This window comes from Mycolicibacterium litorale (assembly GCF_010731695.1).
GTDB classification, from domain to species: Bacteria; Actinomycetota; Actinomycetes; order Mycobacteriales; family Mycobacteriaceae; genus Mycobacterium; species Mycobacterium litorale.
The window spans coordinates 732,426-748,026 of the sequence record NZ_AP022586.1; the positions used below are offsets into that span (position 1 = coordinate 732,426).

Annotated in this window: 14 protein-coding genes and 2 tRNA genes; 7 read left to right on the top strand and 9 right to left on the bottom strand. The window is 67.7% G+C overall.

The genetic code is table 11. The annotated features are described in order from the left end of the window. Nucleotides 1–35: 35 nt before the first annotated feature. Nucleotides 36–109, bottom strand: a tRNA-Gly gene (locus tag G6N30_RS03475). A 139-nt stretch (nucleotides 110–248) separates the two neighbouring features. Between G6N30_RS03475 and G6N30_RS03480 the strand changes: the two genes are divergently transcribed. The 5 genes from G6N30_RS03480 to clpX all read left to right on the top strand — a co-directional run bounded on the left by G6N30_RS03480 (nucleotide 249) and on the right by clpX (nucleotide 4,808). After that, a tRNA-Pro gene (locus G6N30_RS03480) sits at nucleotides 249–322 on the top strand. Between the two features lie 67 nt (nucleotides 323–389). After that, a complete protein-coding gene (tig, locus tag G6N30_RS03485; RefSeq protein WP_134060012.1) occupies nucleotides 390–1,826 on the top strand; it encodes a trigger factor in 1,437 nt (478 codons plus the stop codon). A gap of 152 nt (nucleotides 1,827–1,978) precedes the next feature. Continuing rightward, the gene (locus G6N30_RS03490; protein ID WP_011560960.1) at nucleotides 1,979–2,566 is read left to right on the top strand and encodes an ATP-dependent Clp protease proteolytic subunit; all 588 of its coding nucleotides are present in this window, start codon (nucleotides 1,979–1,981) and stop codon (nucleotides 2,564–2,566) included. Further along, the gene (gene clpP2, locus G6N30_RS03495; RefSeq protein WP_134060014.1) at nucleotides 2,566–3,213 is read left to right on the top strand and encodes an ATP-dependent CLP protease proteolytic subunit ClpP2; all 648 of its coding nucleotides are present in this window, start codon (nucleotides 2,566–2,568) and stop codon (nucleotides 3,211–3,213) included. The genes G6N30_RS03490 and clpP2 overlap by 1 nt, the downstream gene beginning before the upstream one ends. A gap of 314 nt (nucleotides 3,214–3,527) precedes the next feature. Further along, nucleotides 3,528–4,808, top strand: coding sequence for an ATP-dependent Clp protease ATP-binding subunit ClpX (gene clpX, locus G6N30_RS03500; protein WP_134060016.1), 1,281 nt, complete (start codon nucleotides 3,528–3,530; stop codon nucleotides 4,806–4,808). On the opposite strand, the gene G6N30_RS03505 is transcribed toward clpX, so the two are convergent. From G6N30_RS03505 to G6N30_RS03520, 4 genes are all read right to left on the bottom strand, one after another. Beyond that, nucleotides 4,805–5,956 carry a fatty acid desaturase family protein gene (locus G6N30_RS03505; protein WP_134060018.1) on the bottom strand — a complete coding sequence of 384 codons (1,152 nt, stop codon included), beginning with the start codon at nucleotides 5,954–5,956 and terminating at the stop codon, nucleotides 4,805–4,807. The genes clpX and G6N30_RS03505 overlap by 4 nt on opposite strands. A gap of 93 nt (nucleotides 5,957–6,049) precedes the next feature. Further along, nucleotides 6,050–6,874, bottom strand: a complete 825-nt coding sequence (gene fdhD / locus G6N30_RS03510; RefSeq protein WP_134060020.1) for a formate dehydrogenase accessory sulfurtransferase FdhD — start codon at nucleotides 6,872–6,874, stop codon at nucleotides 6,050–6,052. Between the two features lie 9 nt (nucleotides 6,875–6,883). Beyond that, nucleotides 6,884–7,960, bottom strand: coding sequence for a YncE family protein (locus tag G6N30_RS03515; RefSeq protein ID WP_134060022.1), 1,077 nt, complete (start codon nucleotides 7,958–7,960; stop codon nucleotides 6,884–6,886). A 28-nt stretch (nucleotides 7,961–7,988) separates the two neighbouring features. After that, on the bottom strand, nucleotides 7,989–8,630 hold the full coding sequence (locus G6N30_RS03520; RefSeq protein WP_134060344.1) for a TetR/AcrR family transcriptional regulator: 642 nt from the start codon (nucleotides 8,628–8,630) through the stop codon (nucleotides 7,989–7,991). 45 nt (nucleotides 8,631–8,675) lie between these two features. Between G6N30_RS03520 and G6N30_RS03525 the strand changes: the two genes are divergently transcribed. After that, on the top strand, nucleotides 8,676–9,701 hold the full coding sequence (locus G6N30_RS03525; protein WP_134060024.1) for a Rieske 2Fe-2S domain-containing protein: 1,026 nt from the start codon (nucleotides 8,676–8,678) through the stop codon (nucleotides 9,699–9,701). A gap of 6 nt (nucleotides 9,702–9,707) precedes the next feature. Then, nucleotides 9,708–10,787 (top strand): NAD(P)H-dependent amine dehydrogenase family protein, encoded by a 1,080-nt coding sequence (locus tag G6N30_RS03530; RefSeq protein ID WP_134060026.1) that lies wholly within the window; start codon nucleotides 9,708–9,710, stop codon nucleotides 10,785–10,787. Between the two features lie 17 nt (nucleotides 10,788–10,804). On the opposite strand, the gene G6N30_RS03535 is transcribed toward G6N30_RS03530, so the two are convergent. The 4 genes from G6N30_RS03535 to iolD are packed head-to-tail and all read right to left on the bottom strand — an operon-like array spanning nucleotide 10,805 to nucleotide 15,599. Then, a complete protein-coding gene (locus G6N30_RS03535; protein WP_134060028.1) occupies nucleotides 10,805–11,680 on the bottom strand; it encodes a sugar phosphate isomerase/epimerase family protein in 876 nt (291 codons plus the stop codon). Next, nucleotides 11,677–12,714, bottom strand: coding sequence for a Gfo/Idh/MocA family protein (locus G6N30_RS03540; protein WP_134060030.1), 1,038 nt, complete (start codon nucleotides 12,712–12,714; stop codon nucleotides 11,677–11,679). Before G6N30_RS03540 ends, G6N30_RS03535 begins: the two co-directional genes overlap by 4 nt. A gap of 15 nt (nucleotides 12,715–12,729) precedes the next feature. Then, nucleotides 12,730–13,635, bottom strand: coding sequence for a sugar phosphate isomerase/epimerase family protein (locus G6N30_RS03545; RefSeq protein ID WP_134060032.1), 906 nt, complete (start codon nucleotides 13,633–13,635; stop codon nucleotides 12,730–12,732). Next, nucleotides 13,632–15,599, bottom strand: coding sequence for a 3D-(3,5/4)-trihydroxycyclohexane-1,2-dione acylhydrolase (decyclizing) (gene iolD / locus G6N30_RS03550; protein WP_134060034.1), 1,968 nt, complete (start codon nucleotides 15,597–15,599; stop codon nucleotides 13,632–13,634). Before iolD ends, G6N30_RS03545 begins: the two co-directional genes overlap by 4 nt. Nucleotides 15,600–15,601 lie beyond the last annotated feature (2 nt).

Consider the following 15,601-nt stretch of genomic DNA (forward strand, 5'->3'; position numbering starts at 1 on the left):
CCGACCTGCGGCAACGGCCCAACCGGGCCGGTCTGTGGAGCGGGCGACGGGAATCGAACCCGCGTAGCTAGTTTGGAAGACTAGGGCTCTACCATTGAGCTACGCCCGCATGCTGCGTGCAGGATCGTACCGGCGCGCACCGGATCAACGCCAATTGGCTGCCTCGCGCGCGGCCGCCCGGTGTGTAAGCCGTAGTATCTCGCGTGGTCAGCGCCGCGCGTCAGCGCGCGGTGCGGACCGCGATGGCGCGGGGTGTAGCGCAGCTTGGTAGCGCATCCGCTTTGGGAGCGGAAGGCCGCAGGTTCAAATCCTGTCACCCCGACAACGCAGCATCGACATGACGACCGCACCGATATGACATCAGTACCCAGACATGAGGAGAGACCGCAGTGAAGAGCACCGTCGAGAAGTTGAGCCCCACCCGGGTGCGCATCAACGTGGAGGTGCCCTTCACGGAACTCGAGCCCGATTTCGACCGGGCCTTCAAGGAGCTCGCCAAGCAGGTCCGGCTGCCGGGGTTCCGGCCGGGCAAGGCGCCGCGCAAGCTGCTCGAGGCCCGCGTCGGCCGTGAGGCGATGCTCGACCAGGTCGTCGGCGAGGCCGTGCCCGGCCGCTACACCGAGGCGGTGACCACGCAGGCCGTGCAGCCGCTGGGCCAGCCCGAGATCGAGATCACCAAGAAGGAGTACGGCGAGGACCTGGTGTTCACCGCCGAGGTCGACGTCCGTCCCGAGATCACGCTGCCGGACCTGTCCGCGCTCACCATCACCGTCGACGCGATCGAGGTCGACGACGACGAGGTCGACGCCGAACTGCAGTCGCTGCGCGCCCGGTTCGGCACGCTGACCGGCGTCGACCGCCCGGCCCAGAACGGCGACTTCGTGTCCATCGACCTGTCGGCCACCGTCGACGGGCAGGACGTCCCCGAGGCCAAGACCGAAGGCCTGTCCCATGAGGTCGGCTCCGGCCAGCTCATCGAGGGCCTCGACGACGCGATCGTCGGCCTGTCGGAGGGGGAGAGCAAGGAGTTCACCACCACGCTGGCCGCCGGCGAGCACGCCGGTAAGGAAGCCGTCGTCACCGTCACGGTGAAGTCGATCAAGGAACGCGAACTGCCCGAGCCGGACGACGAGTTCGCCCAGCTCGCCAGCGAGTTCGACACCATCGACGAGCTCCGGGAGAGCCTGGTCGAGCAGGTCCGCCGGGTGAAGCGCGTCCAGCAGGCCGAGCAGATCCGCGACAAGGCGCTGGAGCTGCTGCTCGAGCAGACCGAGGTCCCGCTGCCCGAGAAGATCGTGCAGGCCCAGATCGACGACACGGTGCACAACGCGATCCACGGCCTCGACCACGACGAGGACCGCTTCGCCGAGCAGCTGGCCGAACAGGGCAGCAGCCGCGAGGAATTCGACGCCACCACCCGCACCGAGGCCGAGAAGGCCGTCAAGACCCAGCTGCTGATGGACGCGCTCGCCGATCAGCTCGAGGTCCAGGTGGGCCAGAACGACCTGACCGAGCGGCTGGTGCTGATGTCGCGGCAGTACGGCCTCGAGCCGCAGCAGCTGCTGCAGATCCTGCAGCAGCAGAACCAGCTGCCGGCCATGTTCGCCGACGTGCGACGCGGCCTGACCATCGCGGCCGTGGTGCACGGCGCCACCGTCAAGGACACCGACGGCAACGACATCGACACCACCGAGTTCTTCGGTCCGTCGGGCGGTGCCCAGGCCGAGACGGCGGAGGCCGAGGCGACCGAGTCGGCCGACGAGACCGCTGCGGAATCCGACGACGCCGACGTCGAAGCCGACGTGGAAGCCGACGACGCCAAGTGACGCTGTGAGCGAACGCGCGCCTGTCAGGGAGTGCACGCCCACCCAGGTTGGTTAGTGTCGGTACCGAGACACATCGACGAACACACCGACGACACACCGCGAACTGGCGGACCCAAGACGTAAGAGAAAGCAGGTATCCAGTCGTGACTGTTATGCGTGGCGGGGCGCCGGGCCTCACGCTCCAGGACTCGGTCTACGAGCGGCTGCTCGCCGAGCGCATCATCTTCCTCGGCTCACAGGTGGACGACGACATCGCCAACCGCCTGTGCGCCCAGATCTTGCTGCTCTCGGCGGAGGACCCGACCAAGGACATCCACCTCTACATCAACTCGCCCGGCGGCTCGATCAGCGCCGGCATGGCGATCTACGACACGATGGTGCTGGCGCCGTGCGACGTCGCGACCTACGCGATGGGAATGGCGGCTTCGATGGGTGAGTTCCTGCTCGCCGCGGGCACCAAGGGCAAGCGCTACGCCCTGCCCCACGCACGCATCCTCATGCACCAGCCGCTGGGTGGCATCACCGGTGGCGCGGCCGACATCGCGATCCAGGCCGAGCAGTTCGCGGCGATCAAGAAGGAGATGTTCCGACTCAACGCCGAGTTCACCGGGCAGACGATCGAGCGCATCGAGGCCGATTCCGACCGCGACCGCTGGTTCACGGCGCAGGAAGCTCTGGAGTACGGGTTCGTCGACCACATCATCACCAGCGCCAGCATCAACGACGGAGTTGCCCCCTGATGACCGATCACACCGACCCCCGCCTCCAGCCGCAGGCCCGCTACATCCTGCCGTCGTTCATCGAGCACTCCAGCTTCGGTGTCAAGGAGTCCAACCCGTACAACAAGCTGTTCGAGGAACGCATCATCTTCCTCGGCGTGCAGGTCGACGACGCGTCGGCGAACGACATCATGGCCCAGCTGCTGGTCCTCGAGTCGCTCGATCCCGACCGCGACATCACCATGTACATCAACAGCCCCGGTGGCTCGTTCACCTCGCTGATGGCGATCTACGACACCATGCAGTACGTGCGTGCCGACATCCAGACCGTGTGCCTCGGTCAGGCCGCCTCGGCCGCCGCGGTCCTGCTCGCCGCCGGCACCCCCGGTAAGCGGCTGGCGCTGCCCAACGCGCGCATCCTGATCCACCAGCCCGCGCTGTCCGGTGTCATCCAGGGCCAGTTCTCCGATCTGGAGATCCAGGCCAAGGAGATCGAGCGGATGCGCACGCTGATGGAGATCACGCTGGCCCGGCACACCGGTAAGGACGCCGAGACCATCCGCAAGGACACCGATCGCGACAAGATCCTGACCGCCGACGAGGCCAAGGACTACGGGATCATCGACACCGTGCTCGAGTACCGCAAGCTGTCCGCTCAGACGTCCTAGTCGCCAGCGCTCGCTGATTCGGTCCGAGGCCGACAATGCCGATCCCGGTATTGTCGGCCTCAGCCGCTCGCCGGGTCACGGTGACGACACGCCAGAGACACGGCGGCGCGTGCACGCGGCAACCGGACGAATCAGGCGTTATGTTGGCGCGACAGTTGAATACCACCAGCGCGATTCGGCACTAACGGTCGCACCGCGCGGGAGTTAACGGGTAGCGTCGAGAAGAAGGCCCCACCGGAGTTCGGACAAGGGCCCGAAAGCCACCCACCGAACCGAGTGACCGACGTCGAACAGGAAAGTAGGACCCCACCACCATGGCGCGCATTGGAGACGGCGGTGACCTGCTGAAGTGCTCGTTCTGCGGGAAGAGTCAGAAGCAGGTCAAGAAGCTCATCGCCGGCCCCGGCGTGTACATCTGTGACGAGTGCATCGACCTCTGCAACGAGATCATCGAAGAGGAATTGGCCGACGCCGACGAGGTGAAACTCGACGAGCTGCCCAAGCCTGCGGAGATCCGCGAATTCCTCGAGAGCTACGTCATCGGACAGGACACCGCCAAGCGCACCCTGGCCGTCGCGGTCTACAACCACTACAAGCGCATCCAGGCCGGAGAGAAGAGCCGCGACTCGCGCGCTGAGCCCGTCGAGCTGACGAAGTCCAACATCCTGATGCTCGGCCCCACCGGCTGCGGTAAGACCTACCTCGCGCAGACGCTGGCCAAGATGCTCAACGTGCCGTTCGCGATCGCCGATGCCACCGCGCTGACCGAGGCCGGCTACGTCGGCGAGGACGTCGAGAACATCCTGCTGAAGCTGATCCAGGCCGCCGACTACGACGTCAAGCGCGCCGAGACCGGCATCATCTACATCGACGAGGTCGACAAGATCGCCCGCAAGAGCGAGAACCCGTCGATCACCCGCGACGTCTCCGGTGAGGGCGTCCAGCAGGCGCTGCTGAAGATCCTCGAGGGCACGCAGGCGTCGGTGCCTCCGCAGGGCGGCCGCAAGCATCCGCACCAGGAGTTCATCCAGATCGACACCACCAACGTGCTGTTCATCGTCGCGGGTGCGTTCGCCGGGCTGGAGAAGATCGTCTCCGACCGCGTCGGCAAGCGTGGCCTGGGCTTCGGCGCGGAGGTGCGCTCCAAGGCCGAGATCGACACCCAGGACCACTTCGCCGAGGTCATGCCCGAGGACCTGATCAAGTTCGGCCTGATCCCCGAGTTCATCGGCCGGTTGCCCGTCGTGGCGTCGGTGACGAACCTGGACAAGGAATCGCTGGTCAAGATCCTCTCCGAGCCCAAGAACGCGCTGGTCAAGCAGTACACCCGGCTGTTCGAGATGGACGGGGTGGAACTCGAGTTCACCGGCGACGCGCTCGAGGCCATCGCCGATCAGGCCATCCACCGTGGCACCGGCGCCCGCGGGCTGCGCGCCATCATGGAGGAAGTCCTGCTGCCGGTGATGTACGACATCCCCAGCCGTGACGACGTCGCGAAGGTCGTCGTCACCAAGGAGACCGTGCAGGACAACGTGCTCCCGACGATCGTGCCGCGCAAGCCGGCCCGCCCGGAGCGCCGCGACAAGAGCGCCTAGACGCGCGTCGAGACTGCGCTGAGGGTCGTGAACCGCTGAGGTTCACGACCCTCAGTGCATTCTCGAGACCGCGAAGACTTCAGGAAGCGGTCCGGCAGCGCGTACTTGTGAATGGTGCGGAACGTCTGCCAGTACTGACGGGGCAGCGGACCTGTGGTGTACGGCAGGTCGTACTCCTCGCACAGCGCCCGCACCCGCCGGGCGATCTGCGCCAGCCGGTTGCTCGGCAGGTCGGGGAAAAGATGGTGCTCGATCTGATAGCAGAGGTTGCCGCTCATGAACGCCATCGTGCGGCCGGCGTTGAAGTTCGCACTGCCCAGCATCTGCCGCAGGTACCATTCACCCCGCGTCTCGTCGTCGAGCACGGTGGCGTCGAACTTCTCGGCACCGTCGGGGAAGTGTCCGCAGAAGATGACGACGTACGCCCACAGGTTGCGCAGGATGTTGGCCGTTGCGTTGGCCGCCAGGGTCCGACGCCAGCGGCGTCCACTCAGCGCGGGTAAGGCGACGTAGTCCTTACCCACCTGGCGCGTGACCTTGGCCGCCAGCTCGTGGCCGCCCTTCGATCCGCCGACCTCCAGCGCACGGTCACGAGCGGCATGCAGACCATGCAGGGCGATGCCCCACTCGAAGATCAACGCCAGCAGGAGGTTTCGTAGCGGCGAAATCAGGTAGTCCGGCTTCCACTCCTGATCGGGGGACACCCGCAGCACGCCGAAACCCAGATCGTCGTCCACGCCGATGACGTTGTTGAACATGTGGTGGGTGTAGTTGTGGGAGTAGCGCCACTGCGACGACAGCCCGGCCATATCCCATTCCCACGTGTTCGAGTGGATCTCGGGATCGTTCATCCAGTCCCACTGCCCGTGCCCGACGTTGTGGCCGATCTCCATGTTCTCGATGCTCTTGGCCACGGCCAGCGCGACGGTGCCCAACATCCAGCCCGCCCTTCCGCGGGAGCGGTGGATCACGATCCGCGCGGCCACGTCGAGCAGGCGCTGCGCGCGGATCGTGCGACGGATATACGTGGCGTCACGAACGCCCAGCGATGCCTCGACGTCGGCGCGGATGGCGTCGAGGTCACGGGCGAGTGCGTCGACGTCGGCGTCGCTGAGATGCGCGAAGGCGGCGACCTGTCTGATTGCCAATTGAGTCCTCGGGTCGACGGGGGAGTGCGCGAACGCTCGGTGAGAACCCTTGGTCAGGACCGGCTCCTGCCGCCGAGTCTACGGGCCGAGTGCTCAGCGGACGACGCGGTCGGGGCGGGTGTAGACGTTCATCGAGCTGCCGCGCAGGAACGCGACCAGGGTGAGCCCGGACTGGGCGGCGAGGTCGACGGCCAGCGACGACGGCGCCGATACGGCGGCCAGGATCGGGATGCCCGCCATCACCGCCTTCTGCGTCAGCTCGAACGAGGCGCGGCCGCTGACGAGCAGCACCGTCCCCGTCAACGGGATGCGGTCGGCCTCCAGCGCCCAGCCGATGACCTTGTCGACCGCATTGTGCCTGCCGATGTCCTCCCGCACGACGAGCATCTCGCCGCCGACGGTGAACAGGGCGGCGCCGTGCAGTCCGCCGGTGGTGGCGAACACCTTCTGCGCGGCACGCAGCCGGTCGGGCAGCGCCGAGAGGGTGTCGGCGCCGACCTGTGACGGATCGTCGCCGGGGCCGTGGCGGCTGACCTGGCGCACCGCGTCCAAGGAGGCCTTCCCGCACACGCCGCACGACGAGGTGGTGTAGAAGTTGCGACGCACATCGGTCGACGGCGGGGGGACGTGCGGCGCCAACGCCACGTCGAGCACGTTGTAGGTGTTGACCCCGTCGTCGCCTGCCCCGCGGCAGTACCGGACCGTCAGCAGGTCGTCGCGGTGGCCGATCACCCCTTCGGTGAGCAGAAAGCCTTGTGCCAGTTCGACATCCGAGCCCGGTGTCCGCATGGTGACCGTGAGCGGTTCGCCGCCGAGGCGGATTTCGAGTGGCTCTTCGACCACCAGCGTGTCCGGCCGCGCGACGCTGGTTTCGGCGGTGACGTGGTGAACGCGCCGCCGTGCGGTGACACGACCCATGTGTCCAGCCTAGGCGTCGATGATCTGTACGACGCCTCCGGTCAGACCGGCGACGAACAGTCTGCCGGTCAGGGGATCGACGGCCACGGTGTAGGGGTTCTGCACGGTGGGAAACCGCGCCACCTCGCGCGGCGTCGGCTCGGCCATGTCGTAGCCGACGACCTCGTTCGTGCCCGAGGACGCCACCCACACCCGGTCGCGGGCCGGGTCGTAGGTGATGCCGTAGGGCCCTCCGGGCTGGATCGCCACCCCCACCTCGCGTGGTTGCGGCATCGGGGTGAACACCCGCACGGCGTCACCCCGGGTGTCGGTCACGATCAGCCGCCCGTGTCTGTCGGCGACCTGATGGGTGGGTCCCTCGCCGGCGGGCGTCGCGCCGACGATGCTCAGGCGCTCGGTGTCGTAGACGGTGAGGTCGTTCTTGCGGACGTCGAGCAGGCCCATCGCGTTGCCGACCGGGGCGAGGCCGGCGGGCTGGACACTGTCGGTGAAGACCTTGACGATCGCGTCGCCGCGCAGCACGGTCACGGTTCCGCCGAGTTCGTTGGCCACGAACACCGTCCCGTCGGCGGCCTGCGATGCGTCGTGCGGGAACGTTCCGGTGACGATCTGGGCGCGGGCTTCGCCGCCGGGCAGCGTGACGCGGACGAGCGCGTCGGCGCTCTCCACCGGAACCAGCACCGGGCCGCCGGGACGGGCCAGTTGCAGGTGGCGTCCGAACCCGGGCAGTGCGGTGCGACCGGTGACCTGCGCGGTGTCGGCGTCGAGCAGGACCAGCTCGTTGGGCTCACGGGTGAGCACGGCGACGGTGCGGGTCTGCGCGTCGGCGACGATGCCCTCGGGTTGGGTCCCGACCGCGACGATGCGACCCGGCACGGGGGCCGTCGGTGCCGGCGCTCGTCGCGGTTCGGCGGGTGGCGGCAGGGCGTCGGCAGGCGGGCGGTCGCCCTCGGTCGGCACACCCGCCGGCAGCAGCCCGGTCGTCGTCGGCGTGCCCGGGGGAGTCGCGGGTGCGCCGGGATCGGCGGAGCAGCCACCGATCAGCACGGCGCCGCAGATGGCCGCCGCGGCGGTGAGCGATCGCATGGGTTCGGATACCCCGTACGCCGTGCGCTCAGGTCCTCGCCGGCTGTAGGTAGGTGACGATCGCGTTGGTGAGCCCGCGGCGCGCGAGGTCCAGGTCGTAGTACGAGCCGAGCTGACGCTCGGAGACGAGCCCGCGCATCGCGCCGGGGATGAACGAGGCGACTTCCCGGACGCGCTCGCGGTCGACGTCGACGTCGGCGAACGCGGTCTGGCAGGCCTCGATCCAGCTCTGGCCCCACGACTGCAGTTCGGCCGCGGTCTGCGGGTAGAGCCGTTCCAGGTCGGCGCCGTCGCGTGGCAGCGCCGCGCGCAGCGTCTCGATGGCGCGGGAGTCCGGGGCGGACAGGCCGTCGAACAACACGTCGATGATGGCGGCGACACGGTCGTGCAGGGGCGCCTCGGGCGTGGTGTGCGATCTGCCGATCAGCGCCCGGGCGAAGAGCGACGGCGCGAGCTGTCCGCGGCGTTCGGCGGTGCGCTTGAGCACGGCGGCCCACAGCCCGTCGATGTCGCCGAACTGGTACTTCACCGCACCCCAGGTGGCGCCGGCGTCCTTGGCGATGCGGTTGGCCGACGCCGCGGTGGCGTCGCCGGTGGCCAGCGCGCGCAGCGCCGCGTCGAGCATGCCCTCGCGGGTCGCCTGTCCGCGCCGGTTCGTGCGCCGGGTCACCTCCACCACTTGACGAATCGTAGAGCCCTCTGTGATTCTCGTGCAATGGCGAAGCCGCCGTTGTCGATGAAGCCGACCGGCTGGTTCTGCGTGGCGTGGTCCGACGAGGTCGGTGTCGGCGACGTCCGCGGCATGCACTACTTCGGCGAGGAGATGGTGGCCTGGCGGTCCCGGTCGGGACGCGTCACCGTCATGAACGCCTACTGCGAACACCTCGGGGCACATCTCGGCCACGGCGGCACGGTGGTCGATGAGGTGCTGCAGTGCCCGTTTCACGGCTGGCAGTGGAACGCCGAGGGCCGCAACGTGTGCATCCCGTACCAGGACCGCCCGAACCGGGGCCGCCGCATCCGCACCTATCCGGTGGTCGAGCGCAACGGTGCGATCTACATCTGGCACGACGTCGAAGGGCGCGACCCCTTCTTCGACGCCCCGGACGTCTTCAGCTCGTTCGCCGACGGCAGCAGCGCCGCCGACTACTACCCCCAGCAGCGGTTGTTCCGTCAGGGACTGGAGATGCATCCGCAGTACGTGCTCGAAAACGGCGTCGACTTCGCGCATTTCAAGTACGTCCACCAGACGCCGATCATCCCGGTCTTCACCCGCCACGACTTCGCCGCGCCCGTCTCGTACGTCGCCTTCACCATCACCTTCGAAGGCGACGAGGGGCAGTCCATCGACGACGTGCGCAGCGGCGTCGAGGCGGTCAACGGCGGGCTGGGCATCGCGGTGACCAAGAGCTGGGGCATGGTCGACAACCGGACCATCTCGGCGGTCACCCCCGTCGACGACCGCACCTCCGACGTCCGCTTCATGGTCTACATCGGCCGCACCCCGGGCCGCGACGACCAGCGGGCCGCGGACAAGGCGCGCGGCTTCGGTGAAGAGGTGATCCGGCAGTTCGCCCAGGACATCCACATCTGGAGCCACCAGCGCTACAGCGATCCGCCGGCGCTGGCCACCGCCGAGTACGAGGGGTTCACCGCGATCCGCACGTGGGCCATGCAGTTCTATCCCGACGGCCGCGGCGGCAGCGCGGCCGAACTCGCCTCCACCAACGAGAAGGGCTGACCCCAGATGACCGCACCGATCCGGGTCTTCCAGGTCGCGACCGGCAACGTCGGCAGCGAGATGATCAAGCGCATCGCCGCCCATCCCGACCTCGAGCTGATCGGTTTGCACTGCTACACACCGGAGAAGGTCGGCCGCGACGCCGGTGAGATCGTCGGCCTGCCACCCATCGGGGTGACGGCGACCGGTTCGGTCGAGGAGATCATCGCGGCCAGGCCGGACGTCATGACCTTCCACGGCGTGTTCCCAGACGAGGACCTCTACGTCAAGGTGCTCGAGGCCGGCATTGACATCGTCACCACTGCCGACTGGATCACCGGATGGCACCGCGACCACAACCACCCGCATCCGTCGGGTAAGCCGGTCTCCGACCTGCTCGCGGCCGCGTGCGAGAAGGGCGGTGCGACGTTCTACGGCACCGGCATGAATCCCGGCGTGAACCAGATTCTGGGCGTGGTCTGCTCGGCCGACGTGGCGGAGATCGAGAACGTCACCACCATCGAATCGGTCGACGTGTCGTGCCACCACAGCAGGGACACCTGGATCGAGGTGGGCTACGGCCGGCCCGTCGACGACCCCGAGATCCCCGGCAAGCTGGAGAAGTACACCCGCGTCTTCGCCGACAGCGTGCTGATGATGGCCGACTGCTTCGACCTCGACCTCGACGAGGTGACGTTCTCCTACGAACTCGGCGCCTGCACCAAGGACGTCGACCTGGGCTGGTACCAGCTGCCCAAGGGGTCGCTGGGCGGCAACTACATCAAGTACCAGGGCATGGTCGACGGCGTCCCGCGTGTCGAGACGCACCTGGAGTGGCAGATGACCCCGCACACCGATCCGAGCTGGGACATCAAGGGTTGTTACATCACGCAGATCAAGGGCGACCCCTGCATCTACAACAAGCACATGATCTTCCCCAAGCCCGGAGTCGACCTGTCCGACCCGGCGTCGTTCGCGTCCATCGGCATGACCGTGACCGGACTGCCCGCCCTCAACGCCATCGCCTCGGTGGTGGCCGCACCGCCGGGGCTCCTGACGAGCGCCGATCTGCCGCTGAGGGGTTTCGCGGGCCGATTCAAGACGTGAGGGCGGCGGCGGCTTCCCTACTGCCGGTACTTCGCAACGTAGTCGGTCATGGTGGCGCGCTGATAGCGCGATACCTCGTGGGCGTTCTCGTCCTCCGCGAACACTGACGACACCATCACGGTGTCAGGACGGTCGTAGAAGCCGAGTCCGGCTAGGCCACCGAAGAATTCGTCCCAGTCGACGTCGCCGTCACCGATCTTGAGGTGCTGGTGCACCCGCACCGGGTTACCCGGGGGATTGGTGATGTAGCGCAGGCCGTGGCTGCGATGGTGGTCCATGGTGTCGGCGACGTGCACCAGACGCAGCTTGTCGCCCGCGGCGCGCATGATCTCGGCCATGTTCCCGCCCATGTGGAACGTGTGGCAGGCGACGTACACCATGCCGAGGTTGGGGGAGTTGACGCCGCGGATGATGCGCAGTGCCTCAAGGCCGTCCTCGACGAAATCGTCCGGGTGCGGGTCGATCAGCACGTCGATGCCCTCCCGCTCGAAGATCGGCACCAGCTCCTCCATCGATCGGAAGAACGCCCGCTCGGACTCCTCCGGTTTCTCGGGGCGACCGGAGAACTCGGTGTTGATCACGTTGACCCCGAGGTCGACCGCGATTTGCACGACCCGCTTCCAGTTGCGGACCGCCGCTTCGCGGGCATCCTCGTCCGGCCCGGACCACCGCAGCACCGGCAGCACCGATGCGATGCCCACTCCGGCGTCGGCGCACGCCTTGCGGAAACTTGCCACCAGGTCGTCGTCGGCACGCGGGTGGTTGAAGAACGGGATGAAGTCGCGATGGGGGGTCAGCTGCAGGTACTCGTAGCCCAGATCCGCGACCAGGCGGGGGAATTCGAGCAGCGCGTGGTCATGGTGGAACGGTGTCGGATCCAATGCGATCTTCACAGTCCGCCTCCCCACACCGAGGCACGGTCGACCATCTGCACGTCGACCGGCCGGCCGCTCATGAGCGACGTCACGCCGGCTTCGCACACCGCTGCCGCGGCATAGCCGTCCCATGCGCCCGGTCCGTCGATATACACGCCGGTGTCCGCGCCGCGCCGGACGGCATCGACCCACCGCTGGATCTCGGAATCGTAGGCCTGCCCGAACCGCTCCCGGAAGCTCGGCGTCGACTGCCCACCCCACGTCCCCTGCACCGTCTTGCGCACCAGACCGACATCGAGACCGATCATCGCGCTGCCCTTCTCGCCCACCACTTCAGTGCGCACCTCATAGGCGACGCCGGTGGCGACGAACACCTCGACGTCGACGTGCTTGCCGGACGCGGTGCGGAAGATCGCGATCTGCGGGTCCTGGAGTCCCGGCGGTCCACCCGGATTCGGGGTCGGGCAAAGCACCTGCACCGACGCGATCTCCTCGTCCAGCAGGAAGCGCGTGACGTCCACCTCGTGGACGAGCGAGTCCTTCACGATCATCGAGCTGTCGAAACCGGGCGGCACCGTGGGATTGCGGTGTGCGCAGTGCATCACCAGCGGTTGGCCCAGCCCACCCGCGTCCAGCAGCGCCTTCAGCTCGGCGTACTCGTGGTCGAAACGGCGCATGAAACCGACCTGGATCAGCGTGCGGCCGAGCTCGGCCTCACGCTTGACGATCTCCAGGGACGTCTCGACGTCGGTGGTCAGCGGCTTCTCGCACATCACCGGCTTGCCGTGCTCGAGGCAGGCGAGCAGCTGTTTCTCGTGCGTGGGCCCCGGGGTGGCCAGGACGACGGCGTCCACGTCCGGATCGGCGATCGCGTCGAGCGGGTCACCGATGGCACGGCAACCGGGAACGACCGCGGCGACCTGTTCCGCCTTCTCGGCCAGGTAGTCGTTGACGACGGCCACCCGGGCGCCGGCGATCCTCGAGGTGATCCGTGCGACGTGATCGGCACCCATCATGCCGACGCCGAGGACGGCAATCCGCAGATCTGACATTGACTCGGCTCCTGCTCAGTTGAATCGGACGGACGGAATCCCGCAGGACCCCAGGTAATTACGAGTGCGCTTGGCGATCGGCAGCGGTGCATCGGGTGCGCACGGATACATGTCCTGCTCGACGATTGCGAACACGTCTACGCCGAGGCGCTCCACCGCCGCGAGCAGGGGAGGCATGTCCGGGATGCCACGCGGCGGCTCGGTCATGGCGCCGAGCCGCACCGCTTCGCCGAACGGGAGATCGTCGGCGTCTACCTTCGCCATGACGGCCGGATCGACCTGCTTGAGATGCAGGTAGCCGATCCGCTCGGGGGCCCGCTCGATGATCGCGATGTTGTCACCTCCGCAGTAGCTGATGTGGCCGGTGTCCAGGCACAGGTTCACGGACTCGGCGTCGGTTCCGTCGAGGAAGCGGTACACGTGCTCCTCGGTGTCGACGTGGCTGTCGGCGTGCGGGTGGTATTGCGCCCGGACGCCGTACTGCTCGAACATCGCCTTGCCGAGTCGGTTCATCCCGTCGGTCTTGCGCTTCCACTGCTCGGGGGTCAGGGTGCGGTCCTCGAGGACTGCCCCTGTCGCGGGGTCGCGCCACATTTCGGGGATGACGACGACGTGCCTGCCGCCGACCGCGGCGGTCAACTTCGCCACGTCCTCGATCTGCGACCACACCGCATCCCAGGATTCGTCTTGATGCAGGTGCTCGAAAACCGTTCCCGCCGAGAGCTTCAGGCCGCGCGATGCGAGCTCGTCGGTCAGCCGCTCCGGATCGGTCGGCAGGTATCCGTAGGGTCCCAGTTCGATCCATTGGTATCCGGACGCTGCGACCTCGTCGAGGAACCGGGTGTACGGCGTCTGGCCCGGGTCGTCGGGGAACCAGACACCCCATGAGTCTGGGGCCGAGCCGACGAGAATTCTGCTCATTGTGGTGTTCCGTTCCTGGGGTCGGAGGGGCGCAGAAGGGGGCGCTGGATCTGCTTCCAGTCCGCATAAGTCCGGTAGGCAATCTGCGTGGACGGCAGCGTGGAAGTCTCGGAAACCGGTACGTCCCACCAGGATTCGCTGTCCGGGGCAGCGATCATGGGGTCTGTCTCGACGTGGATCACCGTGGTCCGCTCGCTGGCCTTGGCGACTTTGACCGCGTCGGTGAACTCGGCGGCGGTGGTGACCCGGATGACGTCCGCGCCGAGGCTGGCCGCGTTGGCGGCCAGATCCACCGGCAGTTTGTCCCCGTCGAGGCGGCCGTCGTCGGAGCGGAATCGGTAAGAGGTGCCGAACCGTTGGGAGCCGAGCGCTTCGGACAACGAACCGATCGAAGCGAAACCGTGGTTCTGCACCAGCACCACGATTACCTTGACGTTCTCCTGTACGGCGGTCACCAGTTCGGTGGCCATCATCAGATAGGAGCCGTCGCCGACCATGATGAACACGTCCCGGTCCGGTTCGGCCATCTTCGCGCCGATACCGCCGGCGACCTCGTATCCCATGCAGGAGTAGCCGTATTCGACGTGGTAGCCCTTGCGGTCCCGGGTCCGCCACAGCTTGTGCAGATCACCAGGCATCGATCCGGCCGCGCACACCACCACGTCGTGCGCGTCGGACAGGGAGTTGACCAGCCCTATCACCTGGTTCTGGTTCAGGGCGGTGCCGTCGTCCACCCGGTAGGCGGCGCTCACGGTGTCCTCCCACTGCCTGGCCAGCGCCGCGACGCGCGAACGGAATTCGTCGTCCACCGCGTAGTCGGCCAGCGCCTCGGTCAGTGCTTCGATCGCCTCCCGGGCGTCGGCGACGACGCTGACGCCGCCCTGTTTGACCGCGTCGAGCGATGCGACGTTGATGTTGACGAAGCGGACGTCGGGATCGTTGAACGCGGTCCGCGAAGCGGTCGTGAAATCGCTGTACCGGGTACCGATCCCGATCACCACGTCGGCTTCCGCGGCGAGGGCGTTGGCCGCGGTGGTACCGGTGGATCCGACGGCGCCCACGGACTGGGGATGGTCGTACGGAAGGGCGCCCTTGCCGGCCTGGCTCTGCCCGACGGGGATGCCGGTGCGCTCACAGAGCGCGGCGAGGGCATCGGTGGCGCCGGAGTAGATGACACCGCCACCAGCGACGATCAGAGGCCTGCGGGCCGAACGGATCACCTCGGCCGCGCGGGCGATGACCGAGCGCTCGGGGAGCGGCCGGGCGACGTGCCAGGTGCGTTCGGCGAACAGCGATTCCGGCCAATCGTGGGCCTCGGCCTGGACGTCCTGAGGGATCGACACGGTCGCCGCACCGGTTTCGACCGGGTCGGTGAGCACCCGCATCGCGCCCAGCAGGGCGGCGGGCAACTGCTCGGGCCGCCACACCCGGTCGAAATAGCGCGAGAGCGGTTTGAACGCGTCGTTGACCGTGACATCACCCGCCGACGGAAGCTCGAGCTCCTGCAGCACCGGCGCGCTGGCCCGGGTGGCGAAGGTGTCGGCAGGCAGGAGCAACACCGGCAACCGGTTGATGGTCGCCAGCGCCGCGCCCGTCAGCATGTTGGTCGAACCGGGGCCGACGCTGGCTGTGACAGCCCACGTCTGCAGGCGGTCCTTCTGCCGGGCGTAGGCGACGGCGCTGTGCACCATGGCCTGTTCGTTGCGTCCGAGGACGTAGCGCAGCATCGGCTCGGTGCCTGCCTCGAGGGCCTCCACCTCGTCCTGCAGCAGAGCCTGTCCCAGACCTGCCACGTTCCCGTGGCCGAAGATGCCGAACGCACCCGCGAAGAACTTGACGCGTTCACCGTCGCGTTCGGCGTACTGGTTGCCGAGGAACCGAACGGTGGCCTGCGCGACCGTGAGTCGCACGGTGGGTTCGGTGTCAGGGGTTTTCTCGGCCCGCTTCGGGGCGGTGGAGACCACGG

Coding starts and splice junctions, on each gene's coding strand:
- G6N30_RS03515 (WP_134060022.1), bottom strand. CDS start 7,960: ATGCGATCGCTCACCGCCGCGGCGGCCATCTGCGGCGCCGTGCTGATC.
- clpP2 (WP_134060014.1), top strand. CDS start 2,566: ATGACCGATCACACCGACCCCCGCCTCCAGCCGCAGGCCCGCTACATC.
- G6N30_RS03525 (WP_134060024.1), top strand. CDS start 8,676: ATGGCGAAGCCGCCGTTGTCGATGAAGCCGACCGGCTGGTTCTGCGTG.
- G6N30_RS03540 (WP_134060030.1), bottom strand. CDS start 12,714: ATGTCAGATCTGCGGATTGCCGTCCTCGGCGTCGGCATGATGGGTGCC.
- fdhD (WP_134060020.1), bottom strand. CDS start 6,874: ATGGGTCGTGTCACCGCACGGCGGCGCGTTCACCACGTCACCGCCGAA.
- G6N30_RS03530 (WP_134060026.1), top strand. CDS start 9,708: ATGACCGCACCGATCCGGGTCTTCCAGGTCGCGACCGGCAACGTCGGC.
- G6N30_RS03545 (WP_134060032.1), bottom strand. CDS start 13,635: ATGAGCAGAATTCTCGTCGGCTCGGCCCCAGACTCATGGGGTGTCTGG.
- G6N30_RS03490 (WP_011560960.1), top strand. CDS start 1,979: ATGCGTGGCGGGGCGCCGGGCCTCACGCTCCAGGACTCGGTCTACGAG.
- clpX (WP_134060016.1), top strand. CDS start 3,528: ATGGCGCGCATTGGAGACGGCGGTGACCTGCTGAAGTGCTCGTTCTGC.